This window comes from Phaeobacter porticola (genome assembly GCF_001888185.1).
Classification (GTDB): Bacteria; Pseudomonadota; Alphaproteobacteria; order Rhodobacterales; family Rhodobacteraceae; genus Phaeobacter; species Phaeobacter porticola.
On sequence record NZ_CP016364.1, the window covers coordinates 3,114,218 to 3,131,437 of the forward strand.

The 17,220-nt window shown below is 57.9% G+C and carries 18 protein-coding genes; 11 read left to right on the forward strand and 7 right to left on the reverse strand.

Annotated features, from left to right (window positions below; all coding sequences use genetic code 11):
• Positions 1 to 137 precede the first annotated feature (137 nt).
• The 7 genes from PhaeoP97_RS14860 (at position 138) to yddG (ending at position 7,008) form a co-directional block, all read left to right on the forward strand.
• On the forward strand, positions 138 to 575 hold the full coding sequence (locus PhaeoP97_RS14860) for a hypothetical protein (RefSeq protein WP_072505731.1): 438 nt from the start codon (positions 138 to 140) through the stop codon (positions 573 to 575).
• Positions 568 to 1,503 (forward strand): sterol desaturase family protein, encoded by a 936-nt coding sequence (locus PhaeoP97_RS14865; protein WP_072505732.1) that lies wholly within the window; start codon positions 568 to 570, stop codon positions 1,501 to 1,503. Before PhaeoP97_RS14860 ends, PhaeoP97_RS14865 begins: the two co-directional genes overlap by 8 nt.
• Before the next feature lie 116 nt (positions 1,504 to 1,619).
• The gene (locus PhaeoP97_RS14870; protein WP_072505733.1) at positions 1,620 to 2,462 is read left to right on the forward strand and encodes an EAL domain-containing protein; all 843 of its coding nucleotides are present in this window, start codon (positions 1,620 to 1,622) and stop codon (positions 2,460 to 2,462) included.
• Between the two features lie 308 nt (positions 2,463 to 2,770).
• Entirely contained in the window at positions 2,771 to 3,946 is a 1,176-nt protein-coding gene (locus tag PhaeoP97_RS14875; RefSeq protein WP_072505734.1) for an acetyl-CoA C-acetyltransferase, read from the forward strand.
• A gap of 204 nt (positions 3,947 to 4,150) precedes the next feature.
• Complete coding sequence (phbB, locus tag PhaeoP97_RS14880) at positions 4,151 to 4,873, forward strand: acetoacetyl-CoA reductase (RefSeq protein WP_072505735.1); 723 nt, start codon at positions 4,151 to 4,153, stop codon at positions 4,871 to 4,873.
• Between the two features lie 333 nt (positions 4,874 to 5,206).
• Entirely contained in the window at positions 5,207 to 6,148 is a 942-nt protein-coding gene (locus PhaeoP97_RS14885) for a transcriptional regulator GcvA (protein ID WP_072505736.1), read from the forward strand.
• The gene (yddG, locus tag PhaeoP97_RS14890; protein ID WP_072505737.1) at positions 6,145 to 7,008 is read left to right on the forward strand and encodes an aromatic amino acid exporter YddG; all 864 of its coding nucleotides are present in this window, start codon (positions 6,145 to 6,147) and stop codon (positions 7,006 to 7,008) included. Before PhaeoP97_RS14885 ends, yddG begins: the two co-directional genes overlap by 4 nt.
• Positions 7,009 to 7,139: 131 nt before the next feature.
• On the opposite strand, the gene PhaeoP97_RS14895 is transcribed toward yddG, so the two are convergent.
• The 3 genes from PhaeoP97_RS14895 to PhaeoP97_RS14905 form a co-directional block, all read right to left on the reverse strand.
• The gene (locus PhaeoP97_RS14895; protein ID WP_072505738.1) at positions 7,140 to 7,319 is read right to left on the reverse strand and encodes a YdcH family protein; all 180 of its coding nucleotides are present in this window, start codon (positions 7,317 to 7,319) and stop codon (positions 7,140 to 7,142) included.
• Between the two features lie 157 nt (positions 7,320 to 7,476).
• Positions 7,477 to 8,244: a tRNA1(Val) (adenine(37)-N6)-methyltransferase gene (locus PhaeoP97_RS14900; RefSeq protein WP_072505739.1), complete on the reverse strand. Its 768-nt coding sequence runs from the start codon at positions 8,242 to 8,244 to the stop codon at positions 7,477 to 7,479.
• On the reverse strand, positions 8,244 to 8,456 hold the full coding sequence (locus PhaeoP97_RS14905; RefSeq protein WP_072505740.1) for a putative signal transducing protein: 213 nt from the start codon (positions 8,454 to 8,456) through the stop codon (positions 8,244 to 8,246). The genes PhaeoP97_RS14900 and PhaeoP97_RS14905 overlap by 1 nt, the downstream gene beginning before the upstream one ends.
• 57 nt (positions 8,457 to 8,513) lie before the next feature.
• Between PhaeoP97_RS14905 and PhaeoP97_RS14910 the strand changes: the two genes are divergently transcribed.
• Complete coding sequence (locus PhaeoP97_RS14910; RefSeq protein ID WP_072505741.1) at positions 8,514 to 9,512, forward strand: polyprenyl synthetase family protein; 999 nt, start codon at positions 8,514 to 8,516, stop codon at positions 9,510 to 9,512.
• A gap of 45 nt (positions 9,513 to 9,557) precedes the next feature.
• On the opposite strand, the gene PhaeoP97_RS14915 is transcribed toward PhaeoP97_RS14910, so the two are convergent.
• The 4 genes from PhaeoP97_RS14915 to soxR form a co-directional block, all read right to left on the reverse strand.
• Positions 9,558 to 10,394, reverse strand: a complete 837-nt coding sequence (locus PhaeoP97_RS14915; RefSeq protein ID WP_072505742.1) for a 4-(cytidine 5'-diphospho)-2-C-methyl-D-erythritol kinase — start codon at positions 10,392 to 10,394, stop codon at positions 9,558 to 9,560.
• The gene (locus PhaeoP97_RS14920; protein WP_072505743.1) at positions 10,384 to 12,105 is read right to left on the reverse strand and encodes a tetratricopeptide repeat protein; all 1,722 of its coding nucleotides are present in this window, start codon (positions 12,103 to 12,105) and stop codon (positions 10,384 to 10,386) included. Before PhaeoP97_RS14920 ends, PhaeoP97_RS14915 begins: the two co-directional genes overlap by 11 nt.
• Positions 12,106 to 12,244: 139 nt before the next feature.
• On the reverse strand, positions 12,245 to 13,891 hold the full coding sequence (locus tag PhaeoP97_RS14925) for an electron transfer flavoprotein-ubiquinone oxidoreductase (protein ID WP_072505744.1): 1,647 nt from the start codon (positions 13,889 to 13,891) through the stop codon (positions 12,245 to 12,247).
• Between the two features lie 157 nt (positions 13,892 to 14,048).
• The gene (gene soxR, locus PhaeoP97_RS14930; protein ID WP_072505745.1) at positions 14,049 to 14,543 is read right to left on the reverse strand and encodes a redox-sensitive transcriptional activator SoxR; all 495 of its coding nucleotides are present in this window, start codon (positions 14,541 to 14,543) and stop codon (positions 14,049 to 14,051) included.
• Between the two features lie 148 nt (positions 14,544 to 14,691).
• On the opposite strand from soxR, the gene PhaeoP97_RS14935 reads away from it, so the two are divergent.
• From PhaeoP97_RS14935 to PhaeoP97_RS14945, 3 genes are all read left to right on the forward strand, one after another.
• A complete protein-coding gene (locus PhaeoP97_RS14935; protein WP_072505746.1) occupies positions 14,692 to 15,075 on the forward strand; it encodes a VOC family protein in 384 nt (127 codons plus the stop codon).
• Positions 15,076 to 15,606: 531 nt separating this feature from the next.
• A complete protein-coding gene (gene greA / locus PhaeoP97_RS14940) occupies positions 15,607 to 16,077 on the forward strand; it encodes a transcription elongation factor GreA (RefSeq protein ID WP_072505747.1) in 471 nt (156 codons plus the stop codon).
• 108 nt (positions 16,078 to 16,185) lie between these two features.
• The gene (locus PhaeoP97_RS14945) at positions 16,186 to 17,214 is read left to right on the forward strand and encodes a hypothetical protein (protein WP_072505748.1); all 1,029 of its coding nucleotides are present in this window, start codon (positions 16,186 to 16,188) and stop codon (positions 17,212 to 17,214) included.
• Positions 17,215 to 17,220: the final 6 nt, after the last annotated feature.

Here is a 17,220-nt window from a genome sequence, read left to right on the forward strand (position 1 = left end):
CAACTTCAGGACCGCTAGTAAGCGCCGGTTGCGAGGCTAGGCGACCCTATTGCCCAGATACCCTGTCAAAGGTTGACCCCACGCCACCTTTGACAGACCAATTCCTCTCCCGTCAATCTGCAGGCAGGGAGAACGTGATGCCGCTGGAAATCTTGGTGGCGATGGTGCTGATCGGCACTCTCGCTATTGCCATCCTGCTACATATGACGGGGCGTTCGGCCCCGGTGCTGATGACGCAAGAGCGCGCTGCGCAGGCGTGGCATCGTCATGATCCTGACAGTCGGATCCTGAAGACACTGCCAAGTACTAATCGTCGCGCGGCCCTGATTGAGACCAATGCCGGGCTTGGCCTGGTTTGGTGCTTTGGCGCGGACACCATCGCGCGCCCACTTCTTGGCTCACACCTTACCAATCACCCTAAAGGCTTGCGCGTCAGCTTTGCCGATTTCGCCACACCGTCGGTGCTGCTGCACCTGACCGAGGTGGAAAAAGTCGAATGGCGTCAACACATCAGCGCCGCCCGACCAACCAACCCTTCGGCGGCAATAGAACAGACGGGACAGACGCATGCCTGACACGATTTCCTACCCAGATGTTACACAATGGGCGGTCCCGTTTTTTATTGCTGCCATCCTGGCCGAATTTCTGTGGATTGCGATCAAGGGACGCGGAGGACGGTATGAAACACGCGACGCCGTGACCTCTTTGGTGATGGGCGCGGGCAGCGTGGCGTCAGGCATCGCGCTTGGGTTCATTGCTTGGGCGTTCTTCATGCTGTTGTGGCAAGTCAGCCCCTTAAATCTGGGCACTTCGGTCTGGGCCATATTGCTGTGCTTCGTGCTGGACGACCTACGGTATTACTGGGTTCATCGCTTCGGACATCGGATCCGTTGGATTTGGGCCAGCCACGTCAATCACCACTCCAGCCAGCACTACAATCTAACCACTGCACTGCGACAGACCTGGACCGGAGCATTCACCTTCATGATGGTCGTGCGTGCGCCGCTGGTGCTGCTGGGATTCCACCCGGCCATAGTACTTTTTGTCGGTGGCATCAATCTGGTCTATCAGTTCTGGATCCACACCGAGGCCATAGGCCGTATGCCCCGCTGGTTCGAATCTGTGATGAACACGCCCAGCCACCACCGCGCCCATCACGGACGCAATCCGCGCTATCTGGATTGCAATTACGCTGGCGTCTTTATCATCTGGGACAAGATATTTGGTACCTTTGTCCCTGAACAGGATCACGACAGGCCTGACTATGGGCTGGTGCACAATATTGGTACCTTCAACCCGCTGCGGGTCGCGTTCCATGAATGGGTCAGCATTTTCAAGGATGTGACCAAACCCGGCCTGACAATACGGCAGCGCTTTCTCTACGCTGTTGCCCCACCGGGCTACAGTCATGACGGCAGCCGTGACAGTTCTGAGACGATCCGCGCCAAACACCTGAAACGACACCCCGAAGATGTTGGCAGCGCAGGTTTTGACAGGCCCTAGCAGCCTGTCACGGCCTTCATCTAAAGTTCTATCTTTAATTAAAGCGCAACCCTTTTGCGCCAGGGTCTAGTCTGACCCATATTGATCGAACGACGTCAGCGCCAAGGGACCAATCCGTGAAGAAAAAGCATAAGGTTATGGCCGACATGCCAGAGGGGGGCGACAACCCGCTGACCTCTGCTGTTGTAACACGTGATCGCTCTACCCTCGATATGGTCAGCGACGCGATTCGCCATAACCAAACAATGCTTGCCTATCAGCCGATCATGCAGGCTATGCCACCGCAGGGTGTCGCCTTTTACGAGGGGTATATTCGGGTGCTGGATGCCACAGGCCGGGTCATCCCAGCACGCGATTTTATGCCTCTGGTTGAGGACAAGGAAGAAGGGCGCGAACTGGACTGTCTTGCGCTAGAGCATGGGTTGAAAGCACTGGCCCGCAGCCCGAACATCCGCCTTTCCGTCAACATGTCTGCACGCTCCATCGGCTACCAACGCTGGCTGCGGGTACTGGATCAGTATCTGAAAAAGGATGCAACACTTGGCGAGCGGCTGGTACTGGAGATCACGGAAGCCTCTGCTATGGCGACGCCAGAGCTGGTCATCGACTTCATGGACCGAATGCAAAAGCATGGCATCGCTTTTGCCCTCGACAACTTTGGTGCCGGGGCAACCGCTGTCAGCTACTTTCGGCAATTTTTCTTTGATGCGGTGAAAATCGACGGACAGTTCATTCGCGCCATCCATGCCAGCCATGACAACCAGGCAGTTGCGCGCGCACTTGTCGGGATCGCCAAGCAGTTCGACATGTTAGTGGTGGCCGAATCGGTCGAAAGCCCCGCAGATGCCGAATTCTTGATTTCCATCGGTGTTGACTGCCTGCAGGGGTATCTGTTTGGCGCGCCATCGGTCAGCCCGCCCTGGCTGGAAGATCTGCGCACGAAAAACCGCGCCTCCTAATTCATTCCAAATTGCACGTCCTAGCTGGTTTTGTACGGCTCGCTGAATGCGCTGTTGCCCCTGCATCTGAGATCGCTCTGTGTCTGCATGCAATGATTGCTTGGCAAAGCACCGGCCCTGTCACAATATGATTTCAATAGAATAGATTGACACGGGCTCTGCCTGTGGGACACCTTGCGTGTGCTGCACGTGCAGAGAAACACACGGCCTTTTTCAGAAAAGGCAGGGGGATCCCGGTTGCTGCAGCTGCGAAATGCGGACTGCGCGGTTGGCCTCCCGGGACTATGAATGGCAGAGGACCCTAACTGATGACCAATGTTGTAATCGCATCCGCCGCACGCACCGCCGTCGGCAGTTTTGGCGGCGCATTCGCCAATACCCCCGCCCATGATCTAGGCACGGCTGTGCTGGAGGCCGTTGTTGCGCGGGCCGGGATCGACAAATCCGAAGTTTCCGAAACAATTCTGGGTCAGGTACTAACTGCGGCACAAGGCCAAAACCCTGCACGCCAAGCTCATATCAACGCCGGACTGCCGCAGGAATCCTCGGCTTGGGGGATCAACCAGGTTTGCGGCTCCGGCTTGCGTGCTGTTGCACTTGGGGCGCAGCACATCCAATTGGGTGACGCCTCTGTCGTCTGCGCTGGCGGTCAGGAAAACATGACACTCTCGCCCCACGCCGCAAATCTACGCGCCGGTCACAAGATGGGCGACATGAGCTACATCGACACCATGATCCGCGACGGGTTGTGGGACGCCTTCAACGGCTACCACATGGGTCAAACCGCCGAGAATGTTGCCGACAAATGGCAAATCTCGCGTGAAATGCAGGATGAGTTTGCGGTAGCCAGTCAGAACAAGGCCGAAGCCGCACAAAAGGCTGGTAAATTTGCGGATGAAATCGCGGCCTTCACTGTGAAAACGCGCAAAGGCGACATCATCGTCGATCAGGACGAATACATCCGCCATGGTGCCACCATGGCGGCGATGCAGAAGTTGCGCCCAGCCTTTGCCAAGGACGGTTCAGTCACCGCCGCCAACGCTTCCGGCCTGAACGATGGCGCTGCGGCGACACTACTGATGAGCGCGGACGACGCCGAAAAGCGTGGCATCGAGCCGCTGGCCCGCATTGCATCCTACGCCACAGCCGGTCTCGATCCGTCAATCATGGGCGTCGGCCCAATCTACGCATCCCGTCGCGCTTTGGATAAGGCGGGTTGGAGTGTTAGCGACTTGGATCTTGTCGAAGCAAACGAAGCCTTTGCCGCGCAGGCCTGTGCTGTCAACAAAGACATGGGTTGGGATCCAGAGATCGTAAACGTAAACGGGGGCGCCATCGCGATCGGCCACCCCATCGGCGCCTCAGGTTGCCGTGTTCTGAACACGCTGCTCTTCGAAATGAAGCGGCGCGGCGCCAAAAAAGGACTGGCAACCCTGTGCATTGGCGGTGGTATGGGCGTTGCAATGTGTGTGGAGCGTCCCTGAGCGGTATAGCTCGGAACATATCTAAGGGCGCCGCTGTGGCGCCCTTTTCTATATCCGGCCTTTTTACGCTGTCTTTGCGGAATAGCATAACGCGACGTTGAGTTGGAAATCGGCTCAAACGGACACTTTCACCACGTAATATAATTGCGGAATTGAAAACAAAATAGTAGCAAGATTACCAAGTCAAAAACGGAGGACTTTTCCATGGCACGTAATGCACTCGTCACCGGCGGCTCTCGCGGCATCGGCGCAGCAATTTCCCAAGCGCTCAAGGCCGAAGGTTACTCTGTGGCTGCGACCTACGCCGGAAACGATGAAGCCGCAGCAAAATTTACCGAAGCAACCGGCATCAAAACCTACAAGTGGAACGTCGCCAACTATGAGGAAAGTGCGGCCGGTATCGCCAAGGTCGAAGAAGACCTTGGCCCGATCGACATCGTCGTTGCCAATGCCGGCATCACCCGCGATGCACCATTCCACAAGATGACACCGCAGCAGTGGCAGGAGGTCATCGACACCAACTTAACCGGCGTGTTCAACACGGTTCACCCAATCTGGCCAGGGATGCGCGAACGCAAATTTGGCCGCATTATCGTGATCTCTTCTATCAACGGCCAAAAAGGCCAGTTTGCGCAGGTAAACTATGCTGCGACCAAGGCAGGCGACCTAGGTATCGTCAAATCTCTGGCACAGGAAGGCGCGCGCGCGGGCATCACCGCCAACGCCATCTGCCCAGGCTATATCGCCACCGAAATGGTCATGGCGGTGCCGGAAAAGGTCCGCGAGTCCATTATCGGCCAGATTCCCGCAGGTCGGTTGGGCGAGCCAGAAGAAATTGCGCGCTGTGTAGCCTTCTTGGCCTCTGAAGATTCAGGGTTCATCAACGGCTCGACCATTTCAGCCAATGGCGCCCAGTTTTTTGTCTAAGGCTTCAAATCAATAAACGGCAAGGGCCGGTCCATTGGACCGGCCCTTTTCCTATCCCGTAAGGACACGCGCGCTATGCCCAGCGGGAAATTTCTGTCCGCAATATTTTTGCACGGCGAGAGACAAAGATGCTTGCCCAAATCGCCCGAAGGACCTGACCGCGCTCTTCATGTGCGCGCAGCATGGCCTGCTTCACGGTAGCATTGGCTGAATATTCCATTTGTCCGGCCTCCATTCAGATCAGCGGTGTTAACTTGGCTTCAACATGAACCTTTGAATGACCACTGACAAACGAGACTTTTCAACTGTTCAGTTAAGTATTACTTATGCAATATGTCTGACCGCCTTCCCCCGCTGACCGCACTGCGCGCATTCGAAGCCGCAGCCCGTCATATGTCCTTTGCCCGCGCCGCACAGGAATTGAATGTCACCCCAGCTGCGCTGTCTTTTCAGATCAAGTCCCTCGAAGAGCATCTGGGCGCACCTGTGTTTCGACGCCTGAACCGCGCAGTCGAGCTGACGGCCGCAGGCATCGCGCTTGCCCCCGGCGCATCGGATGGCTTTCAGGCGCTGACCGCAGCCTGGCGCGCGGCGATCCGCCTGCAGGATGACGGCGCCCTAACCGTAACCGCAGGCCCCGCCTTTACAGCAAAATGGCTGGCACCCAGGTTTTATGAATTCGCCCGCGCCCATCCCGAAATTGATCTGAGGTTTTCTGCCAGCCTGCGCAGGGTTGATCTGATGCGCGACGATGTGGATGTCGCAATCCGTTTTGGCTATGGCCCGTATCCGGACGTCTATTCGATGCCGCTTCCGGTCGAATGGGTCATGCCTGTCATGACACCCGATATGGCTCGGCAGTATCCAACAGTTGCCGCCCTGAAAGGCGCGCCGCTTATCCATGATGATTCTCTGAATTTCATGTCTCCATTACTGGACTGGGCAGCTTGGTTCCAAATGATGGGTGAGGACTTTGCCCCAACCCACGGAGCAAGGTTCAGCAACGCAGATCACGCGGTTGACGCGGCCCTCGCAGGGGCAGGCGTGGTGCTGGGGCGGCGTGCCCTCGTGGTCAAGGATTTAGACGAAGGCCGATTGGTCGCGCCATTCCGCACGGCATTAACGGGGAAGGCGCGTTTCAGTTTCCTCTGTCAGAAAGGGGCAGAACGACGCCCCCAAATCATCGCGTTCCGCGACTGGATACTGGCCGAGATTGAAAAGACCGCTCCGGTTTCCGAAGGGCTGACCATCATCCCGGTTGAGACCCTCGCATGACTCGAAATCGCGCAACGGCAATTGGCTTTATCGCCGTTCTGTTATGGTCTCTGCTTGCTGTATTGACTGTAGGCACCGCGCCGGCACCCCCCCTATTGCTGAATGCACTGTGCTTCACAATTGGCGGCTCATTAGGGCTGATTTGGTGTTGGCGCAGCGGTGGGCTGGCCTCGCTTCGCGCCGTGTCATGGAAAGTGTATCTCTTTGGCAGTCTCGGGCTCTTTGGTTATCACGCGCTCTATTTCTCTGCGCTGCGGCTTGCGCCTGCTGCAGAGGCAGGGTTGATCGCTTATCTCTGGCCACTGTTGATCGTACTGTTTTCCGGCCTCTTGCCAGGTGAAACCCTACGCACCGGGCACCTATTGGGCGCAGTTTTAGGGTTTGCCGGGGCTACAACCATCATCACTGGCGGTGGCGCCGAATTTGATGCCTCTGCCCTGCCGGGTTACGGACTGGCCCTACTTTGTGCCCTGACGTGGTCTGGATACTCCGTACTGGCACGTCGGCTGGGCACTGCCCCCACCAGCACGGTTGCTGTTTTTTGCTTAATCACTGCTGCTGCCTCTTGGGGATTACATTTCACACTGGAGGAAAGCCGATGGCCGCTTGGCGTCAGTGGCTGGGGTGCGACGCTCGCGCTGGGTCTGGGGCCCGTTGGTCTGGCGTTCTATGTATGGGATATCGGGGTGAAGCAGGGCGATATACAAATGCTAGGCACCAGCTCCTATGCCGCACCGCTGTTATCGACGGTCATATTGGTACTTGTGGGCATTGCAGCGCCGTCATGGACACTGGCGATTGCGGCGTGCCTCATAACAGGTGGTGCATTGCTCGCCGCCCGCGCAAGCAGCCAAGTGTAGAAGCCCGCAACCCACCAATGCAACAAAGGGTCACCAGCAGCGCTGATGACCCCCTGACATCCTGACAACGTCTTGACTTCAAATACCGATATCGCAGCGGTGGGGCCGCAACACTCAGATCCGGGTCTTTCTCAGACGGCGTATTCTTCCGTCGAGAGACGTTCGATTTCTTCTTTCAGTTTCAGTTTTTGTTTCTTCATCGACGCGATACGCAGCCCATCAGTGGCGGGCGAGCGTTGGGCGTGTTCGACTTCCATGCTCAGATGCTCGTGCTTTTTCTTTAGTTCGGTCAGATGCGAGCTGAGGCTCATTTCATTCCTCCTCCTTTGAGCGTGTTGCGTACAGAAAGAGTGGAGCACAAGAATATTGCCCTGTCACGCTGCAGAAGCATATATTTTGTCATGAAACCGTCATTTCGGCATGGACCCGCCGAAGGAAAGTCGATTTTCCGCGACCTGACCTTAAATGTCAGCCGGGCCACGGCAGCGCCGCCGCCTCGCGCAAAACCGCCCTGATCTCGGCGCGGTAGTTCTCGCCATCCCGCAGATGCGATACGCCTTCGTGCAGGATCATAGGCGCGTGAAGCTTGAAGCCAGCACGCCCCCCCTTCCGTGCCCGCAGGATCACCAGCTCAGCGTCACGACCAACGCGCGCAGCCAATGGCAGCACCTCAAGTGAGCCAAGCCGCCCCAGACACGCGCTTAGCATCTCCGGCAGACGATCAGCCCGCTGGATCATGTGCAGATAGCCCTTGTGCGCCAACCGTCGGGCCGCTGTGTCGAGCCACAGGTTCAGCTCTGTTGCGCCACCAAGAGAAATTTGCCGACCCACGTCCTGAGCCGGACTATGGGCACCGGCACGATAATAGGGCGGGTTTGCGATCACATGATCAAATTGCATCTGACGCAAATCGACGGGGAGTGCCGCCAGATCAGCTTCAACCACCGTCATTTCGACTGCGTTCTGCGCGGCATTGCGTCGCGCCAGATCGGCGTAGTCCGGTTGCAACTCCACTCCGGTAAGGCGCAGATCACGTATTCGCGCTGCCAAACAGAGAAGCGCCTGTCCACCACCACAGCCCAGCTCTAGCACCCGCGCGCCCGGTTCAGCTGGTACCGCTGCCGCCAGCAACACCGGGTCAACACCGGCGCGATAACCCTGTTTTGGCTGCAATAGCCGAACCTGACCGCCTAGGAAGTCATCCAGGCTGAGTGACGCGTCTTCAAACCCCGCCATCAGCGCAGCGGGATCTCATTATCAAGCATAACCCGTTCTGCTGCAGCGTGGTCAGCTGTCCGCACCATCAACCGGCGCGGAAAAATCCCAATGCCCCCTTCAAGGATGCTCATATTTACGTCCATTTGAAAGCAGTCTATATCCTCACCCTCAAGAAGGGCGGTGGCAAAGGCCATGATGGTTGGGTCGGTGCTGCGTAAAAGTTCCTTCATAGGGATGGATCTAAGGGCAAGGCCTGCGCCTTGTCGAGCCTTGCAAGCGGGAAAACGATGAATCAAGTCCTGACGCAAAAGCCGCATGACATGCTGGCCGCGACACTCAGCAACGAAATGGCAGCGGTGAATACGCTGATCCAGACCCGAATGGCCTCGGAGCATGCACCACGCATTCCCGAAGTCACCGCACATCTGGTCGAGGCCGGCGGCAAGCGCCTACGCCCGATGCTGACGCTCGCGACAGCCCGTCTGTGTGGCTACAGCGGCGATAACCACGTAAAACTGGCAGCTACAGTAGAATTCATTCATACCGCGACCCTGCTGCACGATGATGTGGTGGACGAAAGCGGTCAACGCCGTGGACGGCCAACCGCAAACTTGCTTTGGGACAACAAAAGCTCCGTCTTGGTTGGCGACTACCTGTTTGCCCGCAGTTTCCAACTGATGGTTGAGACCGGTTCGCTTCGGGTCCTGGATATCCTGGCCAATGCATCGGCCACTATTGCCGAGGGCGAAGTGCTGCAAATGACAGCGGCCAGCGATCTGGCAACGGATGAAGCCATCTACCTACAGGTCGTCAGAGGTAAGACTGCGGCCTTGTTTTCGGCCGCTACCCAGGCGGGTGGTGTCATCGCAGGTGCACCCGAAACACAGGTTGATGCGCTGTTTGCCTATGGCGATGCGCTTGGTGTTGCCTTTCAGATCGCCGATGATCTGTTGGACTATCAAGGCGACAGTACGGCAACTGGTAAAAATGTTGGTGACGATTTCCGCGAACGCAAGCTGACCCTGCCGGTGATCAAAGCGGTGGCACAAGCAACCGCGGAAGAGCGCGCCTTTTGGATGCGTACCATCGAAAAGGGCCGCCAAGATGAGGGCGACCTAAATCATGCGCTGGCCCTGATGGATAAATACGACACGCTGAGCGCAACGCGCCGTGATGCCATGGAATGGGTGACCAAGGCGCAGGATGCGTTGACCGCCTTGCCTAACGATCCGATCCGCCAAATGCTGCACGATCTGGCAGACTACGTGGTCGCGCGGCTCGCCTGATCTTACGATATGGCTGCAGTCCCTTCGATCCAGACGGCTCTGCGGCTATCGTAGAAGCATTCCAGATTGCACCCACCAGTCAGGGCGCGCCTCCGTCAGACGCGCCGCTTCTTTCTGGGCCACCTCTTTGCTCTCAAACAGGGCGTAGCAGGTCGCGCCGGACCCTGACATGGCTGAGAATATCGCCTCTGTGCTGGCAAGCGCTTGCAAGACATCCTCAATCACTGGCTGAATACTGATCGCTGGTGCCTCAAGATCGTTGCGTTGTGTTCTTAGCCAATCGGCGAGATCCCGTGCTGCCCCCCAAGTTGGAAGCACGTCTGGCATGGGCGGATTGTCGCGCCGACCCAGCGCTCGAAAGATCGCTGGTGTGGCCACCGATACACCAGGGTTTACCAGCATGATGGCACAATCAGGTATACTCGCAACCGGTACAATCTGCTCTCCTATGCCTTGCATGCGTTGTGGACTAGGCCGCATGCAAACCGGAAGGTCGGCCCCAAGCACAAGTGTTTCAGCCGCCTCCAAGACCGGGATTTTCCACAGCTCAGACAACAGTCGCAGCGTCGCCGCTGCATCTGATGATCCTCCCCCAATCCCAGAAGCAGGCGGCAGGTGTTTTTCCAACACCAAAGCCGCACCACGTCCCGGTGACAACATCTCCGCCGCTTGCATCATCAGATTGCCGACACCCGTTGGCACACCCGCAGCCATCGGTCCCACAACGCTGAGAGACAACTGATCAGAGCGCTCTGCAAAAATCCGGTCCCCGATATCGGCGAACACGACCAGCGAATCGAGCAGATGATAGCCATCAGCACGTCGGCCCGTCACATGCAGCGTCAGATTGATCTTGGCCGGAGCAAACCCCTCAACCGTCATGCGCAACCTTCAAAGGCGCAGCCCCTTCTTCGGCAAGCACCGCATCCAGGCCCAGCTCCAACTTACGGCGAATCCGCTCAGGATCCGCTTCACCATCGGTGTCTTCCGGGTCGATAAAGGACAAGGCCCGTTTCCACTGGAACTCAGCTTCCCGGGCGCGCCCTACGGCCCAATAAACATCTCCGAGATGATCGTTGACCACGGGATCGACCGGCATCAACTCAACCGCGGTTTCCATATGGCCAACTGCGTCCTGATAGCGACCAAGACGGTACAGCACCCAGCCAAGGCTATCGACGATATATCCGGCATCGGGGCGTGCGGCGACAGCGCGTTCGATCATCGACAGCGCTTCGTCAAGCTTTACCTGTTTCTCAACCAGCGAATAGCCAAGGTAGTTCAACACCTGCGGCTGATCCGGGCGCAACGTTAGTGCTGCACGGAAATCCGTCTCGGCCTGTTCCCAGTTCTTCAATCGCTCATGGCAGATACCACGGGCATAAAGCAGAAACCAACGCCCCTCGACACTGTCGTCCATAAGGCCCAGCGCCGTGTCATAGGCAGCAACTGCGCCGCTGTAGTCTTCCTGCTGCCGCAACAGGTCACCAAGATTGGTATAGACAGGAGCCTCGTTCGGGAAATCACGGGCCAGCTGTTGCAGCACTTCCGCTGCCGCATCTGGTTTGGCTGCGCGGCGCAGCGCCTCGGCGCGCCCCAATTCGGCCGCGTGGTAGTCAGGGTGATCACGCGGCACCTGTTTATAGAGGTCAATCGAGAGCGTGTAGCGGCCAAGCTGGTCAAACAACTCTGCCGCAAGCAGCAGCGCATCCACGTGATCCTCGCGCAAGGCAGCGGCAACACGGGCGTACATCAGCACGTAGTCATCCGCCATCTCGCCATTTAGCGCGGCACCCATGGTGAAGAACACTTCGGCAATGCCGTGTTTCGGATTGGCGGCCAGCGCGTAGGGCAGCGTCTCACCCGCCTTTAGACGCCGGGCCAGCGTGGCAAGACCGGGATCCAATTGACCGTTGAAGGCATCGGTCAGAACCTCCAGTGCCTGTTCATTACGCCCCAGCTGCGACAGGATTTCCAATCGGGCGATGACAGCGCGGCGCGATGTATTGGTCAGCTGGCCATCCTCGGCCGCAAACAGCGTCTCGGCCCCCTCGTAGTCGCCGACAGAGGCAAGCGCCAGCGCACGATGGTAACGTGCAAAGAGGCCAAGTCCTTCTTTCTTTGCCATTTCATCAAACTGCGCCAGCGCGTCCGAAACGGATCCAGCACCCAAATGCGCCCAGCCCAGCATAAGCCCGTCCACCAAGGCATTGATTTCATGCTGCGGTCCTTCGCGATCAATGATGGCCTGATAGGTTTCTTTCTGAACGGCATCAGCAGCCATCACGATATTGGCAACCTGACTGCGCGCGCCCATCTCCCGGAGTCGAGATGCCACCGATGCAGCCCCTTTGACATCCCCAAGCGCAAGGCGCGAAAAGACCACATGCTCCATCAGCAGCGGGTTCTGCGGGTCGCGCACCAACGCGCGGTTATAGTAATCGGCAGAAGCCTGATAATCGCTATCAAGCGTGGCCGCTCGCGCTGCCAAATACGCCCCGGCAAGCCCATCGGCCTGCACCAGGGTTGGCAGAGGAGTGACAGCGGCAAGAGCGGCTGCACAGGTCAGGCTGCGAAGAAATGGGACGGGCACGCGGGGCCTCCTCTTAATGACTGGTCGATATCTGCCTCGCCATAAAGCGTAGAGCGCCCTCCCCCAACACGCAATGGGGCAGCCCGTAGGCTACCCCTATTAATCCGGCAAGTACCTGCCGATATCCATCGCGATCTGATCACATGTTCGGGTAGTTGGGCCCGTCACCCCCCTGCGGTGTCGCCCAGGTGATATTCTGGCTCGGATCCTTGATATCGCAGGTCTTACAGTGAACGCAGTTCTGGAAGTTGATCACAAACTCCGGCTTGCCATCCTTTTCGACCACCTCATAGACCCCAGCAGGGCAGTAGCGCTGCGCTGGCTCTGCGTATTTCGGCAGGTTCACGTTGACCGGTGTGTCCAGATTGCCAAGACGCAGATGGCAAGGCTGGCTTTCCTCGTGATTGGTTGCCGCAAAGGCGACATTGGTTAGCCTGTCAAAGGACAGCGTGCCATCGGGCTTAGGGTAATCGATGGGTTTATGCTTGTCGGCCTCTTCGGTGGATTCGGCGTCATTCTTGCCGTGACCCAGCGTGCCGAACAGCGAGAAGCCAAGGGTATTGGTCCACATATCCAGACCACCCAACATGAGAGAGGCAGTCAGCCCCCACTTCGACCACATCGGTTTGACGTTGCGGACCTTTTTCAGATCAGCGCCAATCGCCCCCTCACGCACGTCGACCTCATAAGCTGCCAGTTCGTCACCCGAACGCTCCGCTTTGATTGCGTCAAATGCGGCTTCTGCTGCGGCCTTGCCCGACAGCATCGCGTTGTGGTTGCCCTTGATGCGCGGCACGTTGACCATGCCTGCCGAACAACCCAGTAGCGCCACGCCGGGCGCGACCAGTTTCGGCATTGCCTGCCAGCCGCCCTCGGTAATCGCACGCGCACCATAGGCCACCCGTTTGCCGCCCTTGAGCAGCTCGGCGACCATCGGATGATGCTTGAAGCGCTGAAACTCCATGTACGGATACAGATGCGGGTTCTTGTAGTTCAGGTGGACCACAAACCCCACGTAAACCTGATTGTTGTCGAGATGATAGATGAAGGACCCGCCGCCAGCATTGGAGCCCAGCGGCCAACCCATCGTATGGGTGACAGAGCCCTCTTTGTGCTTGGCGGGATCAATCTCCCAGATCTCTTTCATGCCAACGCCGTATTTCTGCGGCTCTTTGTCATCAGAGAGGCCGTATTTGGCGATCACTTCCTTGGAAAGCGAACCGCGCACACCTTCGGACAGGAACACGTATTTGCCGTGCAGTTCCATCCCCGGCTCAGTGTTGGGACCGTAAGAACCATCCGCCTCCAAGCCAAAGACACCGGCAACGACGCCTTTGACTTCGCCGTTGTCGCCGTAAACCAGCTCGGAACACGCCATACCCGGGAAAATCTCGACGCCCAGCTCTTCGGCTTGCTCCGCCATCCAGCGGCAGACATTGCCCATGGACACGATGTAGTTGCCGTGGTTGTTCATCAATGGTGGCATGGGGAAGTTGGGGATGCGAATCTGACCCGCTTCACCCAACATGTAGAAATTGTCGTCCTTGACCGGCACGTTCAGCGGCGCGCCTTTGTCCTTCCAATCAGGGATCAACGCATCCAGACCGCACGGGTCCAGCACCGCACCGGACAGGATATGCGCGCCCACTTCGGAGCCTTTTTCCAGCACCACAACCTGCAAGTCGCTGTCCAATTGTTTCAATCGGATCGCCGCAGACAGACCAGCCGGGCCTGCCCCAACGATCACAACGTCGTATTCCATCGCTTCACGTTCAATCTCGGCCATTGCGGGCTCCTTGGCTGTGGTTCAGGGCCAACCCATGCGGGTGGCGTGTCCTTGGCGTAATTTTGTTTCGCGGTTGCTTAGCGGGTGGCAGAGGCACTGGTCAATCCAAACTCTACGTTACACTGCTGTAGAACCCTCGATTGCGACAATTCGGGCGTCAGATTTCGTCATTTGGTAGCGAATTCCCGTCGTTCACCGTTTCTGAGGGCTTATCCCCCATCAGATAGCGCGGTCCCTGCCCTTTGGCAGCGGCCGCATCATCGGGATTGTACAGCTTGCAGGTGGGCAAGGACAGGCAGCCGCAACCGATGCAGCCGTCAAGGTTATCGCGCAAACGCTCCAGCGTTTCGATTCGGGCATCCAGATGGCTGCGAAAAGCGGTGGACAGATTGGTCCAGTCGGCCTTGGTCGGGGTACGACCCCCAGGCAGGCTTTTGAGAAAGTCGCGAATCTCCGGCAGTGTGAAGCCGAACTTCTGCGCGATCATAATAAAACTCAACCGCCGCAGATCCGCCCGGTGAAACCGCCGCTGCCCACCCGTATTACGCCAAGGCTCAACCAGCCCCTGTGCCTCATAGTAGCGGATTGCCGATACCGCCAGGCCCGTCCGCTCCGCCAGATAGCCGATGGTCAACCCGTGAGATGCAGCCATGAGATACTCCCTACCAGTCCCTGAGATTCCGTCGCGTCTCAGCCTGCGGACTGAGAAAAATCACAAAACACCAAAAAAGTGCTTGAGCTAAAGTTAGGTTTAGAAATTACGACTCTATCAGGCAAGAGAAAACACAAAGGAGCCTGACATGACCGTACGTCTTGAACACGCAAACATCACCGTGTCCTCTCCCGAGAGCACTGCCGCCTGGATGCAGGATGTTTTTGGCTGGCACATTCGCTGGCAGGGGGAGGCCATCAGCGGCGGCTACAGCCTGCACGTGGGCGAGGCTGACAGCTATCTGGCGCTGTACTGCCCCCCGGAACCCCTGGCCAAGGCCCCGACCAGTTATGCCATCAACGGGGGGCTCAACCACATCGCCGTTGTTGTCGATGATTTGGACGCCGTCGAAACACGGGTCCGCGCGGCTGGCTTCACGCCAGGCGAGCATCACGACTACGAACCGGGTCGCAGGTTCTATTTCCGAGACCGGGACAATATCGAATTCGAGGTGGTACAATATGATGCTTGATCTTCTTTGGCACAGCAGTCGCCCGCGCGCGGTTTTACCCACCCAGCGGCGGCACTCCCCCCCGACGATGCTCTCACAGCAGCGCGCGACGACACGCCAGCTGCAACGGATCCGACACTCTTCCCCGATCAGCCGTCTGATCAGCTTGCTGCAGCGGCTGGATCCCCGGCCACGGGTGCCCCGCCACAGCATCACCGGCAAAACATCCACCCTACCGGAGGTTCCCTGACCGCATAAAGACGCGGCCGCGATAGAGACAAAACCGGACCTAAGCTTGCCGACACATTGTCAGTTTTTTGCCACCCCTCAATCCGGGGAAGTCTAAAAAAGCGGAGTTTTCCGCCTGTTGGCATGAAATCGCTGTGGACAGGCAACCCCGCCCTCTTGCATTCGGCGGCAGGATTGGGTCAGGTAATTGCGACACAACCGGTTTGTCCCGCTGTCAGTTCGGCAGTGGGACAAACCGGTTTTCCTATAGACGCGAACCGCCACGACCGGTGGCAAAACCTGACACGATATCTGGACACAGACATGGAAAAGATCCCGATGACCCCCACGGGTCACGCCGCCCTAGAAGCTGAGCTGAAGAATCTGAAATCGGTAGAACGCCCAGCGATTATTAAGGCTATCGCCGAAGCTCGCGAACTGGGCGACCTGTCGGAAAACGCAGAATATCATTCCGCCCGTGAAAAGCAGTCTTTCATCGAAGGCCGCATCAAAGAGCTGGAAGGCATTCTCTCCCTGGCCGATGTGATCAACCCCGCAAAGCTATCGGGCGCGATCAAATTCGGTGCTAAGGTGACCGTTGTGGACGAGGACACCGACGAGGAAAAAACCTGGCAGATCGTAGGTGAGCATGAAGCCAACATCGAAGCGGGCCTGCTGAATATCAAATCACCCATTGCCCGCGCCTTGATTGGCAAAGATGAAGGCGACAGCGTCGAAGTTCGCACCCCAGGTGGGGATCGCGCCTATGAAATCCTCAAGATCGTTTTTGCCTGACCTCAGACCCCCGATCGGCGCCTGCAACGGGTGCCGATTGCTCCAGATCCACTGTCGTCTCCTGCGACATAAGCCACCCTTAGCCAACCTCTGTTTCCGAGCAACAGTATGACCCGTACCAGTTCCACCGCCGCCACGCCGCCCACCAGCGCCCTTGATACGTCGCCGGAACAATCGACCATTGGGGCAATCGAAGCCGCCGCACTTGGTCTCAGTGCACTGTGGTTTTTGGTGGTTGTGGCCATCTACGTTCTGGGCGGTGCGCAGGATCCCTCAGCGACTGTGGCGACCAGCTGGCCTGACGTGCTGCTGCGCGTTGCGGTCATTCTGCTGCCGGTACTACTGATCTGGGTAGGCGCCATAGCGCTGCGATCTGCGCGGGTAATGCGCGAGGAATCTGAGCGTCTGCACGCAGCCATCGACGGTATACGCAACACCTATATCGCTCATGCACAACAGGCTGCATCGGTCTCCGAACCCTCGGTTACCCGCAAGCTGGATGAAATCGCCGCCGCGACCCGCAAAACGGAAACCGCGTTGGCCACCTTTCACACCAGCCGCCGGGACCGCCCTATGCCCGGCATTTCGACACCCGCTGCCAACAGCGCGGACACGACGGACCAGGGCCTGTTAGCGCTGGGAACCCCAGCCGAAGATCTCGCAGCCCCGCTTCCGTCCGAGCAGCTGATCCGCGCATTGAATTTTCCTGAAACGGCCGAGGACGAAGAGGGCTTTGCCGCCCTTCGACTGGCCCTTCAAGACCGCAAGGCCGCGCAGATAATCCAAGCAGCACAAGACGTGCTGACTCTGCTCAGCCAGGACGGTATATATATGGACGACCTGCGCCCGGATATGGCCCGCCCCGAAATTTGGCGACAGTTTGCGCAAGGGACCCGTGGTCGCGCAGTGGCCGCCCTGGGCGGAGTACGTGACCGCAGCTCACTTGCGTTGACCGCAGCGAGGATGAAACAAGACCCGATCTTTCGCGATGCAGCACATCATTTTTTGCGTCGGTTCGATCAGATGTTGGCCGCATTCGAGGAAGACGCCAGCGACAGCGATATATCTTCGCTTGGTGATACCCGCACCGCGCGTGCCTTCATGCTCTTGGGCCGAGTCGCAGGCACCTTTGATTAGACGCGC